Annotated in this window: 14 protein-coding genes and 1 tRNA gene; 6 read left to right on the top strand and 9 right to left on the bottom strand. The window is 41.9% G+C overall.

Annotated features, from left to right (window positions below; translation table 11 throughout):
* The first annotated feature begins 6 nt into the window (after window positions 1-6).
* Window positions 7-3,078 carry an efflux RND transporter permease subunit gene (locus ND16A_RS01130; RefSeq protein ID WP_033079271.1) on the top strand — a complete coding sequence of 1,024 codons (3,072 nt, stop codon included), beginning with the start codon at window positions 7-9 and terminating at the stop codon, window positions 3,076-3,078.
* Window positions 3,079-3,216: 138 nt separating this feature from the next.
* On the opposite strand, the gene ND16A_RS01135 is transcribed toward ND16A_RS01130, so the two are convergent.
* The 3 genes from ND16A_RS01135 to ND16A_RS01145 all read right to left on the bottom strand — a co-directional run bounded on the left by ND16A_RS01135 (window position 3,217) and on the right by ND16A_RS01145 (window position 6,915).
* Window positions 3,217-4,239, bottom strand: coding sequence for an HpcH/HpaI aldolase/citrate lyase family protein (locus ND16A_RS01135; protein WP_033079270.1), 1,023 nt, complete (start codon window positions 4,237-4,239; stop codon window positions 3,217-3,219).
* Between the two features lie 268 nt (window positions 4,240-4,507).
* Window positions 4,508-6,208, bottom strand: a complete 1,701-nt coding sequence (gene ggt / locus ND16A_RS01140) for a gamma-glutamyltransferase (protein ID WP_081945705.1) — start codon at window positions 6,206-6,208, stop codon at window positions 4,508-4,510.
* Between the two features lie 631 nt (window positions 6,209-6,839).
* Window positions 6,840-6,915, bottom strand: a tRNA-His gene (locus tag ND16A_RS01145).
* Between the two features lie 407 nt (window positions 6,916-7,322).
* Here ND16A_RS01145 and ND16A_RS20435 point away from each other — a divergent pair.
* Window positions 7,323-9,134 (top strand): sensor domain-containing diguanylate cyclase, encoded by a 1,812-nt coding sequence (locus ND16A_RS20435; RefSeq protein ID WP_052073325.1) that lies wholly within the window; start codon window positions 7,323-7,325, stop codon window positions 9,132-9,134.
* A 66-nt stretch (window positions 9,135-9,200) separates the two neighbouring features.
* Window positions 9,201-9,737: a DUF1285 domain-containing protein gene (locus ND16A_RS01150; RefSeq protein WP_033079269.1), complete on the top strand. Its 537-nt coding sequence runs from the start codon at window positions 9,201-9,203 to the stop codon at window positions 9,735-9,737.
* A 63-nt stretch (window positions 9,738-9,800) separates the two neighbouring features.
* On the opposite strand, the gene hemN is transcribed toward ND16A_RS01150, so the two are convergent.
* From hemN to yihI, 4 genes are all read right to left on the bottom strand, one after another.
* Entirely contained in the window at window positions 9,801-11,171 is a 1,371-nt protein-coding gene (gene hemN, locus ND16A_RS01155) for an oxygen-independent coproporphyrinogen III oxidase (RefSeq protein ID WP_033079268.1), read from the bottom strand.
* Between the two features lie 150 nt (window positions 11,172-11,321).
* Complete coding sequence (locus ND16A_RS01160) at window positions 11,322-11,633, bottom strand: TraR/DksA family transcriptional regulator (protein WP_033079267.1); 312 nt, start codon at window positions 11,631-11,633, stop codon at window positions 11,322-11,324.
* Window positions 11,634-11,651: 18 nt separating this feature from the next.
* Window positions 11,652-12,146: a DUF2489 domain-containing protein gene (locus ND16A_RS01165; RefSeq protein ID WP_052073324.1), complete on the bottom strand. Its 495-nt coding sequence runs from the start codon at window positions 12,144-12,146 to the stop codon at window positions 11,652-11,654.
* Window positions 12,147-12,154: 8 nt separating this feature from the next.
* Window positions 12,155-12,715, bottom strand: coding sequence for a Der GTPase-activating protein YihI (yihI, locus tag ND16A_RS01170; RefSeq protein ID WP_033079266.1), 561 nt, complete (start codon window positions 12,713-12,715; stop codon window positions 12,155-12,157).
* A 728-nt stretch (window positions 12,716-13,443) separates the two neighbouring features.
* Between yihI and ND16A_RS01175 the strand changes: the two genes are divergently transcribed.
* The gene (locus ND16A_RS01175) at window positions 13,444-15,450 is read left to right on the top strand and encodes a putative bifunctional diguanylate cyclase/phosphodiesterase (protein WP_033079265.1); all 2,007 of its coding nucleotides are present in this window, start codon (window positions 13,444-13,446) and stop codon (window positions 15,448-15,450) included.
* An 83-nt stretch (window positions 15,451-15,533) separates the two neighbouring features.
* On the opposite strand, the gene ND16A_RS21570 is transcribed toward ND16A_RS01175, so the two are convergent.
* Window positions 15,534-15,701, bottom strand: coding sequence for a hypothetical protein (locus ND16A_RS21570; RefSeq protein ID WP_200880866.1), 168 nt, complete (start codon window positions 15,699-15,701; stop codon window positions 15,534-15,536).
* 658 nt (window positions 15,702-16,359) lie between these two features.
* On the opposite strand from ND16A_RS21570, the gene ND16A_RS01180 reads away from it, so the two are divergent.
* Entirely contained in the window at window positions 16,360-17,409 is a 1,050-nt protein-coding gene (locus tag ND16A_RS01180) for a DUF2804 domain-containing protein (RefSeq protein WP_033079264.1), read from the top strand.
* Window positions 17,410-17,435: 26 nt separating this feature from the next.
* Here ND16A_RS01180 and rep read toward each other — a convergent pair whose 3' ends face one another.
* The gene (rep, locus tag ND16A_RS01185) at window positions 17,436-19,460 is read right to left on the bottom strand and encodes a DNA helicase Rep (protein ID WP_033079263.1); all 2,025 of its coding nucleotides are present in this window, start codon (window positions 19,458-19,460) and stop codon (window positions 17,436-17,438) included.
* 148 nt (window positions 19,461-19,608) lie between these two features.
* On the opposite strand from rep, the gene ubiK reads away from it, so the two are divergent.
* Window positions 19,609-19,863, top strand: coding sequence for a ubiquinone biosynthesis accessory factor UbiK (gene ubiK, locus ND16A_RS01190; protein WP_033079262.1), 255 nt, complete (start codon window positions 19,609-19,611; stop codon window positions 19,861-19,863).
* Window positions 19,864-19,947: the final 84 nt, after the last annotated feature.

The following is a 19,947-nucleotide window of genomic DNA, read 5'->3' as shown; positions in this document are numbered from 1 at the left end:
GTTATGATGAACTTTACTGAAATCGCGTTTCATTATCGCAAAACGGTTCTACTCGTCGTTGGCTTATTATTGATAAACGGCGTATTTGCTTACTTTACCCTGCCGGCACAAGAAGACCCTACCATCACCATACGCGAAGCCATAGTGAGCACTGCGTTTCCAGGGATGGCACCCGATCGGGTCGAACAACTGATCACCAAAAAACTTGAAGAAGAAATTCGTAAAATTGCAGAAGTGAAGGAAATACGCTCAACCTCCTCTACTGGCTTGTCGACCATACACGTAAAAGTTTACGACAAGTATTTTAACCTGGATGATATCTGGCAGGACTTGCGCAATAAAACTGCGGCGGCCCATGCAAACATGCCGCAAGGGGCATCGATACCCTTTGTTAATGATCAATTTGGTGATGTCTCGGTGATCACTTTAGCGCTAACTGCTGACGGTTTTGATATGGGCCAAATGTATGATATCGCTCAACATATCAGAGACACGTTATATGCCGTTGCAGGCACAAAAAAAATTGATATTATGGGCCGCAGGGCCGAGCGGATTTTTGTTGAGCTTTCGAATACAAAACTTTCTCAGCTCGGCATTGCCCCAACAAAAATCATTAACGAACTTAAAAACCAAAATATCATTCGTTCTGGTGGGCAAATAGACACCGGCGCAAAAAGCTTCATTATTGAGCCTTCGGGTAATTTTATCCATGTCGATGATATTGCCAACACCCAGATTAGCATTCCCAACAGTGACAATTATATTGCCTTAAAAGACATCGCCACCTTGCGCCGGGACTTTATTGATCCGCCCGATAAACTGGCTTATTTCAACGGCCAACCGGCAATATTCTTTGCCACATCGATGTTAGCCGATAACAATATTTTAGAATATGCACCGCGCTTTATGAAACATGTTGACCGCATTACCGCCACATTACCTATTGGCTACCAACTTGATGTCGCCACCTTTCAAGCAGAGCAGGTTGAAAAAACCATTAACGGTGTTTCCAGCAATGTCATCCAAACTCTGGCAATTGTGCTGGTCGTGGTGATTGTATTTTTAGGTCTGAGAACTGGCCTGATCGTCGGGGCAATTGTGCCTTTTGTGATGTTAGCAACGCTGTCAATTATGCAATTTGCTGATATGAAATTAGAACGGATGAGTTTGGCAACCTTGATCATATCATTAGGTTTATTAGTAGATAATGGTATTGTCATTGCAGAAGATTTTAAACGACGATTAGAACAGGCCATCGAGCGATACGATGCGATGTTACAAGGCAGCAAAGAACTTGCACTGCCTTTGCTTAGCTCATCAGCAACCACTATTTTATTCTTCTTACCGCTAATGTTGGCCGAACATGTCGCCGGTGAATTTACTCGTTCCGTGTCACTAGTGATTTTAATTACCTTATTAACCAGTTGGGTATTAGCGCTATGTGTTACCCCATTGCTGTGTTATTTCTTTATTAAGCATGAAACTAATCAAACTCAACCGTTAGCCGCTACAACCGCTACAACCGCGGGCTTAATGGACAAGATTTACCTCGGTTATGAGCGTTTTCTGCATTGGGTTTTGACGCATAAAACACTGTTTATCGGTGCCATGCTGGCCCTGTTTATCGTCTCGGTGTTTAGCATGACGTTTGTCGCCAAGCAGTTTTTTCCCGATTCTGACCGCACCCAAATTGTGGTGAATATCGATTTGCCTAATGGCACCTCGTCAAAAGAAACGGATCGGCAAATGCGTGAGATTTTCAGCTGGTTAAATACCGCCCCGGATCTTGACTTTATCGAAAGCTATTCAGGTTATGTTGGCTTTAGTGGCCCAAGATTTGTGTTATCACTTAATCCTGAAGATCCGGCGGCAAATAAAGGCTTTATTGTATTAAATGTTAGCGACAATACTGATGTAAGTGCAAAAGTGGCGGAATTGGACACCCGCCTGGAACATACTTTTGTCAATGTATCGGCGCGGGTAAAGAAAATGTTTTTAGGGCCGTCGGATTCCAGTACGATTAAGATCCAGGTGAAAGGGCCTGACAAAACCGTTATTTACCGAAAAGCTCAGCAAATCATGGACGTGCTACATCAACAACCGGATACCGTGGACGTAAGGAATGATTGGGAAAATTTAATCACCAAAATTGATGTGCAAATTGATCAACATCGCGCTAAACGGGCGGGGTTAAGCTCTAATGATATTGCCCAAGCGCTTGAAGGCTATTTTTCCGGTGCGCAAATTACCGAATTCAGAGAGGATGATGAAATTATCCCGGTCGTCTTTCGTGCCCAGGAAGCTGAGCGTTATAACCTGGACCGGCTAAGAACGCTTAATATTTATTCTGAAAAAACAGGCAAAGCCATTCCTTTGTTTCAAGTTGCCAGGTTAGCACCCATTAACCAATTTTCGGTGATTCAACATGAGGATATGTTTACCACCATTAGTGTTGAAGCGCGCAATACCAGAGTCGCCGCCGAAGATTTGAAGTTACTGATTGATGATAAAATCAATGCTTTACGAGCCGACCTTCCGGTCAACCATAGCATTGAATATGGCGGGGTAATTATTGAATCGAAAGAAGCACAAAAAGCGTTAAGTGCGAGTATGCCTATGGTGCTGGGCCTTATTCTTATCTTACTCGTTGCCCAGTTTAATTCGTTTAGAAAAGCGGCGGTGATCACCTTAACCATTCCACTGTCTTTTATTGGTGCGGTTATCGGTTTACAGGTTATGCAGGCGCCATTTGGTTTTATGGTAACCCTAGGTTTATACAGCTTGGCCGGCATTATTATCAACAATGCCATCGTCTTAATCGACCGCATTAAAATAGAAATTAGCGATGGTAAAAATGAATATCAGGCGGTTATTGACGCCTGTTTAACCCGCTTACGCCCAATCGCGATGACAACTATCACCACAGTAATGGGACTATTGCCATTGATTATTGGCAACGATGCGATGTTTTACGGCATGGCTAACGTTATCGCGTTTGGCTTGGGCATCGGCACTATTTTAACCCTTGGCGTGGTACCGGTGCTTTATTGCAGCGTTTATAAAATTAAAGCGAGTTAACCGCTCAATTTTACGCCCGTATTGGCTGAGCAAGTAGATATTTAGCAACGGCAATAAGATACCCCGAATAGACCTTCATTATCCTTAAAGGTCATTAGGGTTATCTTACCCGCCGGCTAAAAAAACATCGGCAAAGAGTTAGCCCTTTTCATCAACCAGTTTCGCTAAATCAACAATTACCTTGGCTTGCTTCCAGGTAGCATCGTCTTGCATTTTACCGTCAATCATTACCGCACCAGTGCCATCTGGCATGGCTGCAAGTATGCGCTTGGCAAATGCCACTTCTTCCAAGTCTGGTGAAAACACCTCTTTGGCGATGGTAATTTGCTTTGGATGCAAAGACCAGGCCCCCATGCAACCCAATAAAAAGGCATTTCGAAATTGCGCCCGGCAGGCATCATCGTCTGAAAAGTCACCAAATGGGCCATAAAAAGGCTTGATGCCATTGGCCATACAGGCATCTACCATTTTGGCTATGGTGTAATGCCAGGGATCTTGCTGGAAGAAGGCGCGATCAGCACCGTCTTCAGTCGGATCGGCTAACATGCCATAAAAAGGGTGACCACCACCAACACGAGTGGTTTTCATCCCGCGAGAGGCCGCTAAATCGGCAGGACCAAGACTCATGCCGTGCATGCGGGGGCTGGCAGCTGCGATGTCTTCGACGTTTTTTACCCCTTCTGCGGTTTCTAAAATGGCGTGAATTAATACCGGTTTTTTAATATTGTTTCTGGCTTCTAGCTGGGCCAAGAGCTGATCTAAATAATGAATATCCCAGGCACCATCGACTTTTGGCAACATGATAACGTCTAACTTGTCGCCGATGGCATTCATCAACTCAGTGATGTCTTCTAAACCCCAGGGTGAATTTAAGCAGTTAATCCGTACCCACAAGCCGGTGGTGCCAAAATCAGTGCTGCGGGCAACTTCTATCAAGCCTGCGCGTGCTGCTTCTTTCGAATCAGCAGGAATTGCGTCTTCTAAATTACCTAAAATAACATCAACGTTTTTTGCCATCTCGGGGACTTTCGCGCGCATTTTTTCAACCTGCGGCGGGAAAAAATGAATCATTCGCTCTAAGCGTGTCGGCAGCTCCTGGTAAGGTTTTGGTGCACCAACAGCCAGTGCTTTAAAAAAATTTCTTGCGGTTTTGTTTTGCATTAATCTGTTCTCCTTAAAGGTTCTATACTCGACCTGCTGTTAGCAATCTACTTTTAAATGTGAATTTTGTCTGTTCATTTTTCTCATTTATAACAAACACTATACACTGAGCGATTTAAATTTGAACATTACACCATGGTAGAATGCACATATTTAGACTAAAGAATAAGCATTTTCTTGCTGCCTAAGGTTCTAACATAAAATAAAACAGCATTGCTATTGGGATAACCGGTGCAGGGTATCCCCAATTCGCTCTCAAGCTTATTGCTCACGGTTTATCCAGGCTGAGCACCTTAGATACACCGCGATCTCTTGGATCAGAGGCCGGTTGAAGTTGTCCATCGTTAAGCCAAATCACCTGAATATCACCAAACTCCCAATTGTGCGGCTCAACCCGATAGCCACGTTTATTCAGCTCATTGATGGTTTCTTTGGGCAACGGCCGAGAAGGACTCTGGGTGACAAGGTCTGCGGGCTGAAGTTGATGGTGAAAACGGCTCGCACCTGCGGCTGCCACAGGCGACATGTTAAAATCAATGATATTCACAATAGTTTGGAACACCGAGGTAAATATTGTCGAGCCTCCCGGAGTACCTATCACCATCACCGGCTTGTTGTTTTGCAACAGAATAGTCGGTGACATTGAAGACAACATGCGCTTACCAGGCTGGATTTCATTGGCGACATTACCCACCACACCAAACACATTCGGTACACCAGGCTTGACGCTAAAGTCATCCATTTCATTGTTCAACAAAAAACCCGCGCCTTCAACAACGACACCGGAACCGTATGCCCAGTTGATGGTATAGGTATTCGATACGGCATTGCCATCACTGTCGACAATGGAATAATGGGTGGTATTGGGCGAATGTAAACCCGGGCCAACAGAATCCAGCGCAGAGATATCCGTCGGATTGACTTCCAAAGCACGGCGTTCGATATAGCTGTCACTGATCAATTGGCTGATATCGATGTCGACAAAGGCAGGATCACCCAAATATTCAGCACGATCAGCGAATACTCGTTTTTCCATTTCGGCCACCAGATGAACATATTGCGGCGAGTTATGCTCGAGACCTTTAAATTGCTGCGCCAGTACATCTTTCATTTTTAACAATTGAATCACCCCAAAACCACCGGAACTTGGTGGTGGTGAAGATAAAATTTGATAGTCGCGCCAGTTCGCCGTTAACGGCTCGCGCCACACTGCTTGGTATTCAGCCAAGTCTTGGGCGCTGATTATGCCGCCACTGCGAGCCATCTGGGCGACCAGTAATTTGGCGGTTTCGCCATGATAAAAATCTTTGTCGCCTTCACTGGCGATGCGTTTTAAGGTAGCCGCAAGCGCCGGCTGTTTAAAAGCCTGGCCTTGTGTTATCGCTGCGAAATGAGCCGAGAAATTGGTACGGCCGGCAAACCGGTCTTGATAATTATGGATATCGTCAACCAGGATTTTAGCCGGCATAAAGCCTTCTTCGGCGAGTTTGATTGCCGGCGCAACAACCGCCTTCCAGGGAAGTTTGCCGTAGCGCTGGTGGGCTGCCCAAAAACCGGCAACGGTACCGGGTACGCCGGCGGCCTTGGGACCGATCAGACTGGCTTTGTCGATAACATTACCGTTATCGTCGAGAAACATATCGCGATGAGCTGCCAAGGGCGCAGTTTCCCGACAATCTAAAAATACCGGCTCGCCATCCATATAAATCAGCATAAAGCCACCGCCGCCAATATTACCTGCGTCGATATAGGTTACCGCTAAGGCAAAACCAGTAGCGACAGCCGCATCGACGGCATTGCCACCAGCGCGCAAAATATCTTCCGCCACCTGTGCTCCATATTTATCGGGAATTGCAACCGCCGCCTGAGATGACTTTACCTTAGACTCGGTAACCTTTTGCTGAGGGGGTGAGCAAGCCGAAACAAAAAAGCAAAGCGTCAAAATAACTAAGCTGACCGTTTTATTCATATTGGACTCCGGTTTTTATTCGTTAAATTTTTATAATGGTTGATGGTGTTTGGAACAGGTTATTTGAACCCAGCGAACCAGGCTAATGTGATCGCTAATCACTACTCTATGCCATGTTGTGGGGGAAATACTACAAAAAAACTTATCAGAACCAGGCTGGAGGCTGCTAACAAGGTAAATTGCATGAACAATTTATGATTGTTTAATTTGATTAGGTTTCCTCAGCATTTTTGCAAAAGAAAACTTGGCTATAAGCCTTGTTAATATTGACGTTTGCGGATGTTTTAGCTATAAAAAAATGGGCCGGCTAATGGGATTTGAACTCACGGTGATCGAGAGTGGAATCACTGGTGATTCTGTCGTGGACTTATTTCAATATTTTTTTTGAGGGATTGCTGAACTAAGAAAAATGGGGTGGCTAATGGGATTTGAACTCACGGTGATCGAGAGTGGAATCACTGGTGATTCTGTCGTGGACTTATTTCAATATTTTTTTTGAGGGATTGCTGAACTAAGAAAAATGGGGTGGCTAATGGGATTTGAACTCACGGTGATCGAGAGTGGAATCACTGGTGATTCTGTCGTGGACTTATTTCAATATTTTTTTGAGGGATTGCTGAACTAAGAAAAATGGGGTGGCTAATGGGATTTGAACCCACGACAACCGGAATCACAATCCGGGGCTCTACCAACTGAGCTATAGCCACCACTGATGTACATAACAGGCGTTATCTACGGGTGCTGCGTGTACTGTGTCAAAGCTAGGTTTGAATCAGTGCGCGGATTGTATATTAGTTACAGGATAATTTTCAAGTAATAATAGAGACAAACTGACTATATTTCATCATTTTTAAAAATTGCTTTCATTTTTCAGCCAAAATGCAGGTTGTCAGCATTACTCTGCCGAGTGAACAATCATTTAAAGGGGAAAGATAATTGATAATATTTTAAAAATTCTGACCCTGATTGATGCTTATACTGACAACTGATATTTCAACAGGCTAAAAACTCTTGCTGATACAAATGCAGATTTATTAAATTTTATTAACCGTTAATTTACCTTTTTTTAAAAAACCTGATAGATTTAATCTATATAAGAAAAAAAATTAATCGAATGAAACAGATCATTACTCTATATAAATTAATATTTATTATTTTACTTACCCTAATTTCAGGCGTTTGCTATAGCACAAATAGTTTGCCTGAAATTGCAGTAGATGGGTCTGAAAATGGTCAAACTATTGAAGGTCAGACAACATTCCTAATTGATGATCAATCACAGTTAATCGCGGAACAAGTCTGGTTGAAAGAGGAAGGTTTTGAAGAAACAAACAATAATGCCCCTTGGCTAGGTAATTTTGCCGGTTCTGTGTGGCTTAAAACCAAAATTAAAAACTTCAGCAATCGTAAAATTGTTATTTATTTAGAGTATCCCTACCATTTACCCTCGACCGTCGTTTTATATCAAAGAACGGAAAATAGCGGCGAAGAATTTCAAGTCATTAAAAATGCACTATTTGACAGTGGTGGAAGTCGTGCTATCGCCTTTCCAAGGGTCGCTCTTCCTCTTGAAATTGGCCCAAATGAAAGTAAAGAGATTTTACTCGAAACGTTCAGTGATGTCGCAACCCCGAGGTTCTCTTCTTTTAGAGTGTGGTCAACCAAGACCATCGTTGCGGCTTCAAATATTGAACACATCATTTTTGGTCTTGTGGTAAGTTTTATTGTACTGTCTTCTTTTCTCAGTTTTACTTTTTGGAAATTCTTAAAAGAAAAATTTTTCCTTTGGTATATCTTGTTCGCACTGAGTTCATTGCCAGTACTCGGACTGACCACAGGAATACTGAACCTTTATATTCCAAACATGGGCTTTCATCCCCTTGGCACCATATCAATGATCATAATGATGGCTGCAGGTGTGCAATTTATCAGAGTTTATAGTAATGCTGCTTACCATTCATTAATCGCCGATAAAGCGATGCATATATCGTTATCTTTAGTCTTAATTGCCCTACCTGTTGCCATTTTCGGCTTTCATGAACTTGCTATGCAAATTCAACAATTGACGGTATTTACCTTTCCGGTAGCGATAATTGCCGCCTTTTATTGTGGCGTATTAGGTGAGAAGAAAATGCTCACTATGGTGTTGGCAAAATCATTATTGTTCATAATTTTACTCAGTACAAATTTGCAAACCTGGGGCTGGATTAGTCCTAATTATGGTTTGGTATTTTTACCAACAATGGGAATGCTGGCCCAGTTAACGTGTTTAATGTGGGCTATGTACGTAAAAGCTAAAAACCATTACGAAGAAGGTTCAACCGAAGATTTAGACACAGTTTCAGTCGCTTACGAGCAAGCTTATGCTTTACAAGAGCAGGTTAAAAACCAAAATCAAAAATTAAAAGTCGCCAAAGAGCAAGCGGAATTTGAAGCTCGAACGGACATGCTTACCCATCTGCCAAATCGTCGTGCCTTTATGAATTTAGCAACAATGGCGGTAGCACAAAGCAATAGACAGGATAAACCGCTAACTTTTATTGCCTTTGATATTGATAATTTTAAATTGATTAATGATCAATATGGCCATCCGGCAGGGGATCAAATGCTTAAGGAAATTGGTGATTTAACCCGCAGTATCATCCGTGCCAGTGATTTTTGTGGTCGAGTCGGCGGTGAAGAATTTATGATTGGCTGTCATGACAATACCATAGGGGATGCCTATAATCTGGCTGAGCGGCTTAGAATATCCATTGAGGAGTGTGTCGTGTTATTTGATGAATTAGAGTTTTCAACCACCGTCAGTATCGGTATCGCTCAGGTTGGAGTTGGCGACACCTTAGATACAGTAATAAAGAAAGCCGACAAAGCGATGTATATTTCAAAAGCCGAGGGCAAGAATAGAGTCACCAATTACGCCGCCTAAGCTCATTACTTTAGCCACTAAAATGCTATAGTTATATCAAATTTCCCCCTCAAAACGAGTGCATTAATGTCATTAGAAAGCATCTGTAAACAATTATCCGCTCAAGAAGATGCGATGCCGCCGGTTGAATTATGGGATCCTCCTTATTGTGGCGAAATGGGTTTAACGATACAAGCCGATGGCAGTTGGTTGCATCAGGGCAGTGTTATTAGCAGAGAGCGGCTAGTAAAACTATTTTCTACGGTGATTAAAAAAGAGCATGATGATTACTTTTTAGTGACGCCGGTAGAGAAACTAAAAATTAATGTCGAAGATAAACCCTTTATTATTACTCATTGGCAATACCTGCCGGATTTAACCCCAAACACTATCGAATTAACAACCAATACCGGTGATAACCTGATCATTAATGATCAATATCCGTTAAGCTTTGATAAGCAGGGAAATTTACAGGTGAGAGTAAGGCGAAACTTGTTTGCGGCAATACATCGAAATGTATTTTATCAATGGGCGGAAATCGCTGATTTAGTAGAGACAGAATATGGCCAGCAATTGCTCATTCACAGTGCCGGCCTTGCATTTAGTTTAGGGGATATTAAATAATATACCAAGTCTACTTAGTTTCTTCCCACTCAGTGAGAATTAACAGGCTCAGTAGAATTGGTATCATATCACTCGCGAGAAGCGCTGTTGATGTAACTTTGTTTTTAAATAGGCATCAAACGACATACAGATATTACGAATTAATAAACGCCCCTTTGCCACAACGACAATTTCTTTCTCGTTATTTACTAGCAAACCATCATTAATAAAGGTCGCTAAACTCGTGATATCGTCGGCAAAATACTGATCAAAGTTAATATCAAATTGCTGTTCAATTGCCGATTTTTGCAAACTAAAATTACACATTAGCTCTTTAATCACAGTAGCTCTGATCACATCGTCAGTGGTCGTTACTATGCCTTTTTCTAAGGCATTACCTTTGGCTTCAACCATTTCGTAGTATTCATTCAAAGTTTTACTATTTTGGCTAAAGCTTTGGCCAATCGCGCTAATTGATGATACCCCCAGGGCCAGAAGGTCACAGTCGCCAAGTGTGGTGTAACCCTGGAAGTTACGGTGTAACTTGCCTTCGCGTTGAGCAATGGCTAATTCATCTTCTGGTTTGGCAAAATGATCCATGCCGATAAACTCGTACCCAAGGTCGATAAATGATTCAATGGCAAATTGCATCAAGGCAAATTTTTGCTCAGCATTAGGCATCCATTCATCTTTGATTTTTCGCTGTGCTGCAAATCGACTAGGCAGATGGGCATAACTGAACAACGAAATTCTATCCGGATCCATAATTTTTACTGCTTTCATCGTATTGGCAAAAGTTTCCACCGTCTGATGTGGCAATCCATAAATTAAATCCAGGTTTACAGAACGAAATCCTACCGCTTTCGCACGATGGACCAAGTCGGTGATAAACTCTGTACTTTGCACCCGATTAATCGCTTCTTGTACTTTTAAATCAGTATCTTGTACACCAATACTAAGGCGATTAAAGCCCTCATCAAATAGATGATCAACCAGGTCCAATTCTATTTTTCGTGGATCTACTTCGATGCTCATTTCCACAGAATCAGTAAAGTTGAACGATGCCTTTAGTTTCGTTACTAATCGGGTTATTTGTTGTTTCGTTAAAAATGTTGGTGTACCGCCGCCCCAATGCAATTGTTTAACTTGATAATCTTTAAACAAAGATGCTCTGGCATCAATTTCTTTAAATAAATAATTTAGATATTCATCAGATTTCGAGGTTTGCCGTGTAATTATTTTATTACAACCACAGTAATAGCAAAGACTATGACAAAACGGGATATGAACGTACAAAGATAATTCGTGAGATGCAGAGTTATTTACCGCGGTGACTAAATCAGTTTCACTGAAGTTGTCGTTGAATTCTAAAGCGGTTGGATATGAAGTATATCGTGGACCACTAACATTATATTTCGCTAATAACTCTGGGGAAAACATTTCACTATATGACATTGTACAAACCTTTTTCTATTAAGGATTGCAGTATAAATATATTCAGCTTAAGTGGTATTGATCAAGCGCAATGATTTAATAATTCGTTCGCACCAAAAATAATTTTAATCATCTGGAAATGTCATAATAAGGACTAAAGTTAAACCGCTGCTAATCGGCACATTCAATGCATTTTGTTGCCGCCGGCTGTACCTTTAATCGCTCGGTAGCGATATCTTCACCACAAGATGCACATTGCCCATACGACCCTCTGTCAATACGAGCAATCGCGTTAGAAAGCTGCTGTATTTCAATCTTTGCTTCCGATTCTAACGCATTCAATACTTCATCATTCTCTCTTTCACCGGCCTGTTCTGACCAGTCAGCGGCTCTACCTTCGGCAAAATCGCCATGGATTGAATCTACTCGAGTTTGAAGTTCTATGATTCGTTTAGTGAATTCTGTTTTTAGTTGCTCAGACATAATTCAGCTCCGCTGCTATTATTGTTTATTTAGCTCTTGTTGTAGTGAATGCGCAAAAGGCACAAGGTTAGCAATATCTTCTAATACCGCCTGTTCCAGCTCTTCTTCAGCCGTCATTCGCTCTAAATCAAGTTTTAACTTTTCTTGTTTAGTCAGTTGCTTGCGGGCATCAAGGATCGGCATGTGGCTGATTTTGCTGTATAACTTAAATATAGCAGGAAATTTTAATTTTAACTGCTGACTTTGTTGCGGCAATGATTCCATCAACACCGATAAGCGCCAACAGCCTTCAGAGATCTCACATTGCTTTTGATTTACCGCTTTTGCAATTAATACTATCGAATTAACCGTTTTAACGTCTCTTGCCATTTGCTTGAGCTGTTCTTGCCGGCTAGCCAGAAGTTGCTGTTGTTTTTGTTGGCGTAGTTTTAATAAAAGTAATGTCGCATAGCTGGCAAGAATGATGATCACTACTGCAGCCAGACACAGTAATGCAATGTGTAATGTGGTCACTAACAGTTTTACTCTTTAAAATCAGATAAATCTGAACTGTCTAATTTATCCCACAGTTCATCTTCCGGGTCTGTTTCTTCAGCAGCTTCACTAGCTTCATCATTTTCTAAACCTAATTTTTCAATGAGTTGCTGATATCTTTCCAGTGACGTTGCCAGTAACTCTGCTTCTTGTTCAGAAACCTCTTCCCCACTATCAACTTTTGCCGCTACCTGTTGTAATTCGACATTACTTTCGATGGCTAATAATTCTTGTTCCAAATTTTCTGAATCATCAATCACTTTGATTGGCGCCACACTGGCTTTAGCCGGCGGCTCTTGCTTTTTCACTTTTTTTACCGGCGTTAACACAATACCTAAATCAATTGGTTTTTTACTGCCAATTCGAGGATCCTTAGCTGTCGCATTATCGCTGCTAATAGCTTTGTCTTTTGCTACTTGCTGTCTGGTACCGGCTTTATTACCAGAGGTCTTCCTAGCTCTTGGTTCTTTTTCTTCCAAAACTACCTTTTTGGGTGCACTTTCAGACTTCATGCGGCCTGGTTTACGTGATTTTTTGCTTCTGCTCATAACAATCTTATTTAACAATGGGTTATTTATATTTTACGTCAAATAGCGACAAAACTGTTAGTTTTTGATCAAAAAAAAAGCGACAGGTAAAAACCTATCGCTTTTCGACAAATCATTTGTCTTTGTTCTGGTATTCCAGCCCTGAACCTATCCTTGTAATACTATCCGTATATTTTGCATCGTTTCCGTACGTTATTTTTTCTTTTCGGTCATCCTGACACCTTATGACTAGTCCCTAAACTCTTGCGAGTAACACATCCGTGTTAAACGATCTTCCTGATCTGCTTAATAATCCGTTAAGCTATCCTTATAGCATCCCTACCAAATTTCCACCGTTTGATTTCTAAATAGCTACATCCTGTAACTAAGATAAATTTTACTGCAGTTAGCAAAGGATGCAATTGGCTGAACAAAAATTATTTGCTTAACAAATGAGCAACATGTGTAACAACTTGTTTATATTGATTTTAATTTTTCAGTGGTGAGCATTTTCCGCCAACAACACCAACACCTATAGTCAATGTCTTACAAATAAAAAGGCAATATCTGAACTTAATTTTCACTCTTCAACAACCTGTTTATTCCGCCATACTGAAAAATATATTTTTATATTGAGGTTACTATGGATAACACCCAATTGGTTGCTACACTTATACATTCATCTTGACTATTGTCAAAATCAGCTGAAAGATATCGCTTTACAAACTTTGAAGGAACAAAGGCATAATATGGCAGGAAGTAAAGGTAACGTATTAATTAAGCTCAAATTGCTGCTGGGGCAGTACAAAAACAGCAAACGAGTACAGACTGGCTTATTAAAACTTACTGAGCTTTGTGGTTCAGTGGCAGATTTGTCTTGCTTTTATCCGGCGCTACAAAACATCATCCAAACCTATTTCCCAGCAGAAAACCTTTATATTCAACTATTTACTCTAGAAGATAATCAGCAGGGTGATCACATTTATATTGATGAGATAAATTGCGCCACTATCGATCAGCAACTTAACCCCGACATTGTCGATTTTATCAGTACCATAGCGAAACCTGTGCTGATTAACCATGATCAAGTCGCCATTTTAGAAACGGAAAACACCGTCAGTAAAAGAGCGTTTCCCACCCGTAACCCAAAAACCCGTTTGGTTGATGTCTGGCTGGCTTCGCCATTAATGGTCGAAGGCCTTACTATTGGTTTAATTGGCGTCAAAGGTTTTATAAACCCCAACCATCAAACCAAGATCAATCTGCAATTGATTAAGTTTATTGCACTGCATATTTCTGCCGCCATTCACCGTATTCGCGCCAATGTACTATTAAAACTGTATAGCAAAGACATTGAAGACATTATTTTTGACCGAACCCAGCATTTACAGCAAAGCAATGTTAATTTGCGTAAACAGGTAGAGCAGCATCGTCAAAGTGAGTTAAGACTTTACTATGAGGCTCACCATGATCCCTTAACCAAACTGCCGAACCGGGCTATGTTTATCGACAGAGTAAAGCACGCCATCAAGCACATACAACGCCATATTGACCATCGCTTTGCTGTGTTATTTATCGATATCGACCGCTTTAAGATAATTAATGATACTTTAGGCCATCATTTTGGTGATTTGCTGTTAATTCAAATTGCCGACCGCATTGCCGAGTGCATTCGTGGTCATGACATTTTGTCACGCTTGGGGGGAGATGAATTTGTGATTTTACTTGCTCCCCTTAGCCATGCCGATGACGCTGAGGATATCGCCAGCCGTATTATCGACGCCATAAGGCAGCCTTTCATTATTGAAGGGCAGCAATTACTCTCCGGAGCCAGCATCGGCATTGCCATTTGCGATCGCAGCTATAACAATGCCACCGACGTATTACGCGACGCTGATGCCGCCATGTATCAGGCAAAAGCTATGGGCCGTGGTCGGCTAATGTTTTTTGCCAAGAGTATGCGCGAAGAATTATTAGCCAGCTTAACCCTTGAGCAAGATTTACGACAAGCGGTGTTAAACAATGAGTTTGTCTTGTATTACCAAAAAATATCGAATTTAGTAGAAAACAAAATCATTGGTTTTGAAGCTTTATTACGTTGGCAGCATCCCACTAAGGGGTTGTTAGCGCCTGCCGATTTTCTCTCGGTTGCTGAAGAAACGGGTCTTATTATCGCGATTGAAAATGGGGTGATGACCAGTGTTGCCAAGCAATTAACCATTTGGGATAAGGAAGATAAATTTGATCATGCTTTTATCAGTATTAATTTGTCTGGCAAACATATTCTGCAATACAAATCCGTACAGCAACTAAGCCAATTAGTGCAACAACACTTTGTTGAGCCACAGCGTCTGATCATTGAATTTAATGAACAAGCGTTTCATCAGCAACCCGAGCATTCATTAACTAATTTAAAACAACTGAAGAAAACCGGGGTAAGATTAGCCCTCGATGATTATGGTTCTGGCTTGTCGTCATTAAACTATTTAAATAATTACCCGTTTGAATTTATTAAATTAGATCAAAACTTTGTCCGTTCATTAGGGGCTAATGCTAAAAATTTAGAACTCACCAAGAGTTTGGCCCGCTTAGGCGAGTCACTAGGGTTCCGGCTTATCGCCGAAGGCATTGAATCGCAAGCGCAGCTTGATAAAGTCATTGAAGCGGGATGTGAATTTGGCCAGGGATTCTTTATTAGTAAACCCGTCGCCGCAGCAGAATATAATTCAGTGGATGATATCAACCATTGCGCTTAATACCAACTTGATATAACACCAATTAAAGTAAGTACTACCCACTCAGTGGCTATACATTTACTTTAATCGGTATCGGGTCTAAATTAGCCGTTAACCAACCTGGCTAAGAAACACTTAGTTTCATTGACAGTATTGAATGAAAATAACTGTGAACATTTTTGATCGGTCACCACAATATTGTGTTTATTGACCGAAATGGATTGTACTGGTGATTTAATCGAATAAATCTTACCGTTATGTTTAAAGGACATAATAAAACTCTCTTATTTTGCGCCAAAACCCTTAGGTAAAACGGCGCAGGAACATGAAAAGCTTTTTATTGTTTGATCAAGATACTTATAGGGTATCGTACTAATTAATGGAAAGTAGCACTTATGCAGATTGGCACAATGTCGAGACACAGCTCGAGAACTCAGACAACAATTAAGCTTAAATTTTGTAGTGATGACTGACTGTGAAAGGGAAAGACAAAACAAGGATTATCTCTGTGATAATCAGTTAAATAAACAAGACGTGAATAGATAACGGCGCTACTTTAATCGCCTTTGTATAAAAAGTAAACATTTATTTCATTAAAAAAGCGCAAAATTCAGCTTGATTCCTTGATTCCTTGATTCCCTGATTCCTTGACTCCCTGATTCCTTGATTCCTTGATTCCTTGATTCCTTGATTCCTTGATTCCCTGATTCCCTGATTCCCTGATTCCTTGATTCCTTGATTCCCTGATTCCTTGATTCCCTGATTCCCTGATTCCTTGATTCCTTGATTCCCTGATTCCTTGACTCCCTGATTCCTTGATTCCTTGATTCCTTGATTCCTTGATTCCTTGATTCCTAAGCTACTTTCATCGATGCCGGTTACAAGGTAAAGTAGTTTATTACATTATTTAAATAACAAAAGAGAAACTGCATGGAAGCGAATACAGAGCGCTTACCTTTTTGCTTAATCAACAGCGATGGTATGCCAAAATTTGGCCAATTTGATCACCCCATTGAAAATTTAGCGCTAAATCAGTTTCGTTATTTTGGTAGCATGGATAAACCAGCCGGTAAGCTCAGTAAACATTTTCATTACAAACAATTCCAGTTCGTCAGTATTAATACCGCACAATACATCATTGGCATCGCCATTGCCGACATTCGTTATTTAGCCAATGGGTTTATCTATATTTATGATATCGCCAGCAACACCATCATTGAACAAAGTTGGCTACGACCGCCTGGCATAGGTTATAGCACCTGTGCTTCGCCCAGCAACGGTACGGCCTCGATAGGAACAGCGGCCAATAACATAGGCTTTATTATCCAAAATGGTCAATGGCAATTGCGGCTCAACACCCACCATGTACAAGCCGATATCTGCTTAACCCCTTTAACCAACAGCTTGCCTTTAGCCATGTGCAGTCCTACCGGGTATAACGGTTGGACTTACACCCAAAAACACAATGGTTTGCGTGTTACGGGCAAGTTAAGCGTTAACCAAAAAACGATAAATTTAAACCAGGCCCTGGCCGGTTATGATTTTTCAGCGGGTTACATGCGCCGAGAAACCAGTTGGCGCTGGGCCAGTATTAACACCCAGACAGATATTGGTATCATCGGGCTCAATTTGGCCGCGGGGGTAAATGAAACCGGCGACAGTGAAAATGTGCTCTGGCTTAATGGCAAACGCCATTACTTACCCACAGTACAATTTGATTTTAAGCGCCAGCGCAGCAGCACCCTCAATACCCAGCCCTGGCATATCCGTAGTGCCGCCAATAGCGGCCAAACCGCGAAGGTTGACTTAAACTTTACCCCGTTAAATAGTCGCCAGGAGCGCCTTAACCTTTGGTTACTGAAAAGTAATTTTCGACAATACCTCGGACATTATAACGGGGTGATTATCGACAGCGACGGTAACGAAATTATGTTCAACAATATTCTCGGATTAAGCGAAGATCATTTCGCGCGTTGGTAACTTACCGGCAGAATTCAGTATCGGGATTACTTTTTGTTGGCGTTAAGCATAGCTCTTAAGCCGGCAACGCCGGCTTTGCCTTTTTCTTGAGTCTCAACCGCGCTTTGTTTGCGTTGACTACTTTGCTCCCAGGCTAAATCGTCCTGTGGCATTTCGTATAAAAATCGTGAGGGTTCAGTGCGGATCACTTCACCATATTGGCGACGCTCTTGCGCATAAGTAAAAATTAATTCCCGTTGTGCTCTGGTAACGCCCACGTAGGCCAAACGGCGTTCTTCTTCAACGTTATCTTCATCAATACTGGTTTGATGGGGTAACATACCTTCTTCCATACCGATCAGGTAGACATAGGGAAATTCCAGGCCTTTCGAAGCGTGTAGCGTCATTAATTGCACTTGATCAGTGTCTTCTTCTTCTTCGCCACGCTCCATCATATCGCGTAACGTTAAGCGGGTGACAATTTGCGCCAACGTCATCGGCTCATCTTGCTCATTGCCGGCAAGCATATCGGTTACCCAGCTAAACAACTGGGTGACGTTCTTCATTCGCATCTCGGCGGCTTTGGTGCTTGGCGATGTATCGTACAGCCAATCTTCGTAATTGATGCTTTGAATGAAACTGCGCAGCACTGCCGCCGTATCGCCACGGTTGGCGTTATCTTCGGTTTCAACAATCATTCGGCAAAAACGCTGCACATTGGCCAACCCTCTGCCGGTCAAATGCTGTTCCAGCCCTAACTCAAAACTGGCGGCAAACATGCTGATTTGGCGAATATTGGCATAAGTGCCCAGCTTTTCTAACGTCGCCGGACCAATTTCGCGTCTTGGCACATTAACAATTCGCAAAAATGCATTATCGTCATCAGGATTTACCACCAGGCGCAAATAAGCCATGATGTCTTTAATTTCAGAGCGTGAGAAGAATGAGGTACCACCGCTGATCTTATAAGGGATACGGTTTTGCATCAGTACCTTTTCGATCACTCGTGATTGAAAGTTACCCCGATATAAAATCGCGTAATCTTTAAACTTACTTTTATTTAAAAATCGATGTCCGAGCAATTCACCGGCTACCCGCTCGGCTTCATGATCTTCATTCTTGGTCTTCACCACTCGCAATTCCGGACCATAAGCAAGCTCACTAAACAGCGCTTTATCGTATACATGCGGGTTATTGGCGATCAGGGTATTGGCACATTTCAAGATGCGACCACTGGAGCGGTAATTTTGTTCCAGTTTGATCAATTTCAACTGTGGAAAATCTTCACCCAGCAGCACCAGGTTTTGTGGTTTCGCGCCACGCCATGAATATATCGATTGATCATCATCACCCACCACAGTCAAGCGCGCACGCTCACCGACTAAATTTTTTACCAGCTCGTATTGGCTGGTGTTGGTATCTTGATATTCATCCACCAACAAGTATTGAATTTTTTTCTGCCAGCGCAAGCGCACTTCTTCAAAATTGCGTATTAACAGGGTCGGGATCATGATCAGGTCATCAAAATCCAGCGCATTATACGCCCGCATATTTTGATGATAGCGTTGATAAAACTCGGCAAATAATACCTCATCGGCGCCACGCACTACTTTTAACACTTGCTCGGGTAGTAACAGGTCATTTTTCCAGTTAGAGATCGAGCTTTGCAAACGCGACAGCAATTCTTTATCACCGTCGAGCTCTTTTTCGCTCAGCTCTTTTAATAACGCCAAGCTATCTTGATCATCAAATAAGGTAAAGCCCGGCTTAAAACCCAGGGTTTTTATTTCACGACGGACAATATCCAGACCAAGAGAGTGAAAGGTAGAAACCATTAAGCCCCGCGATAAATCACGACCCAACATTTTACTGACCCGCTCTTTCATTTCTCGGGCAGCCTTATTGGTAAAGGTTACCGCGGCAATATTGCGTGCCTTATAATCACATTCTTGAATAAGGTAAGAGATTTTCTGACAAATAACACCGGTTTTACCACTGCCAGCACCAGCCAGTACCAGGCAAGGGCCGCTAACGTAGTTTTTCGCTTCATTTTGTCCGGGGTTAAGCTTCATTTGCAGTTCTGTCAAAAAAATAAGACGGCAATTTTACCTGCTTTTTCGCTGAGCGCCTAGGGCTTGTTGATCTTTCGAACTTGTTTGTGCAATTCAGTGTGTTTTTGTTTACAATAAAAGCAGAGAAATGGTATCAGAAGAGACGATAATGATTAACGCCAAAAAAATTGAAGATATTGCCAAGCAAATTACCGAATCGATCCCGCCAGGGGTAAAAAATGTTGCTAACGATTTTGAAGCAAAAGCCAAACAGGTGCTACAAAGCAAGTTGTCACAATTAGACGTAGTCAGCCGCGAAGAATTTGACGTACAAACGCAAGTATTGATAAAAACCAGAGCAAAACTCGATGAAATGGCAGCGAAACTCGCCGAACTGGAAGAAAAGTTAAATAAACAGGACTAGTATTCCAAACCTGATTTGAGACAATAAACCGTCATCCCCGACTTGTTCGGGGACCTCCTTGATTCAAAAAGTGCATAGCAGACT

This window comes from Thalassotalea sp. ND16A (genome assembly GCF_000764205.1).
GTDB lineage: Bacteria > Pseudomonadota > Gammaproteobacteria > Enterobacterales > Alteromonadaceae > Thalassotalea_A.
This window is presented reverse-complemented; position numbering and strand designations above follow the sequence as displayed.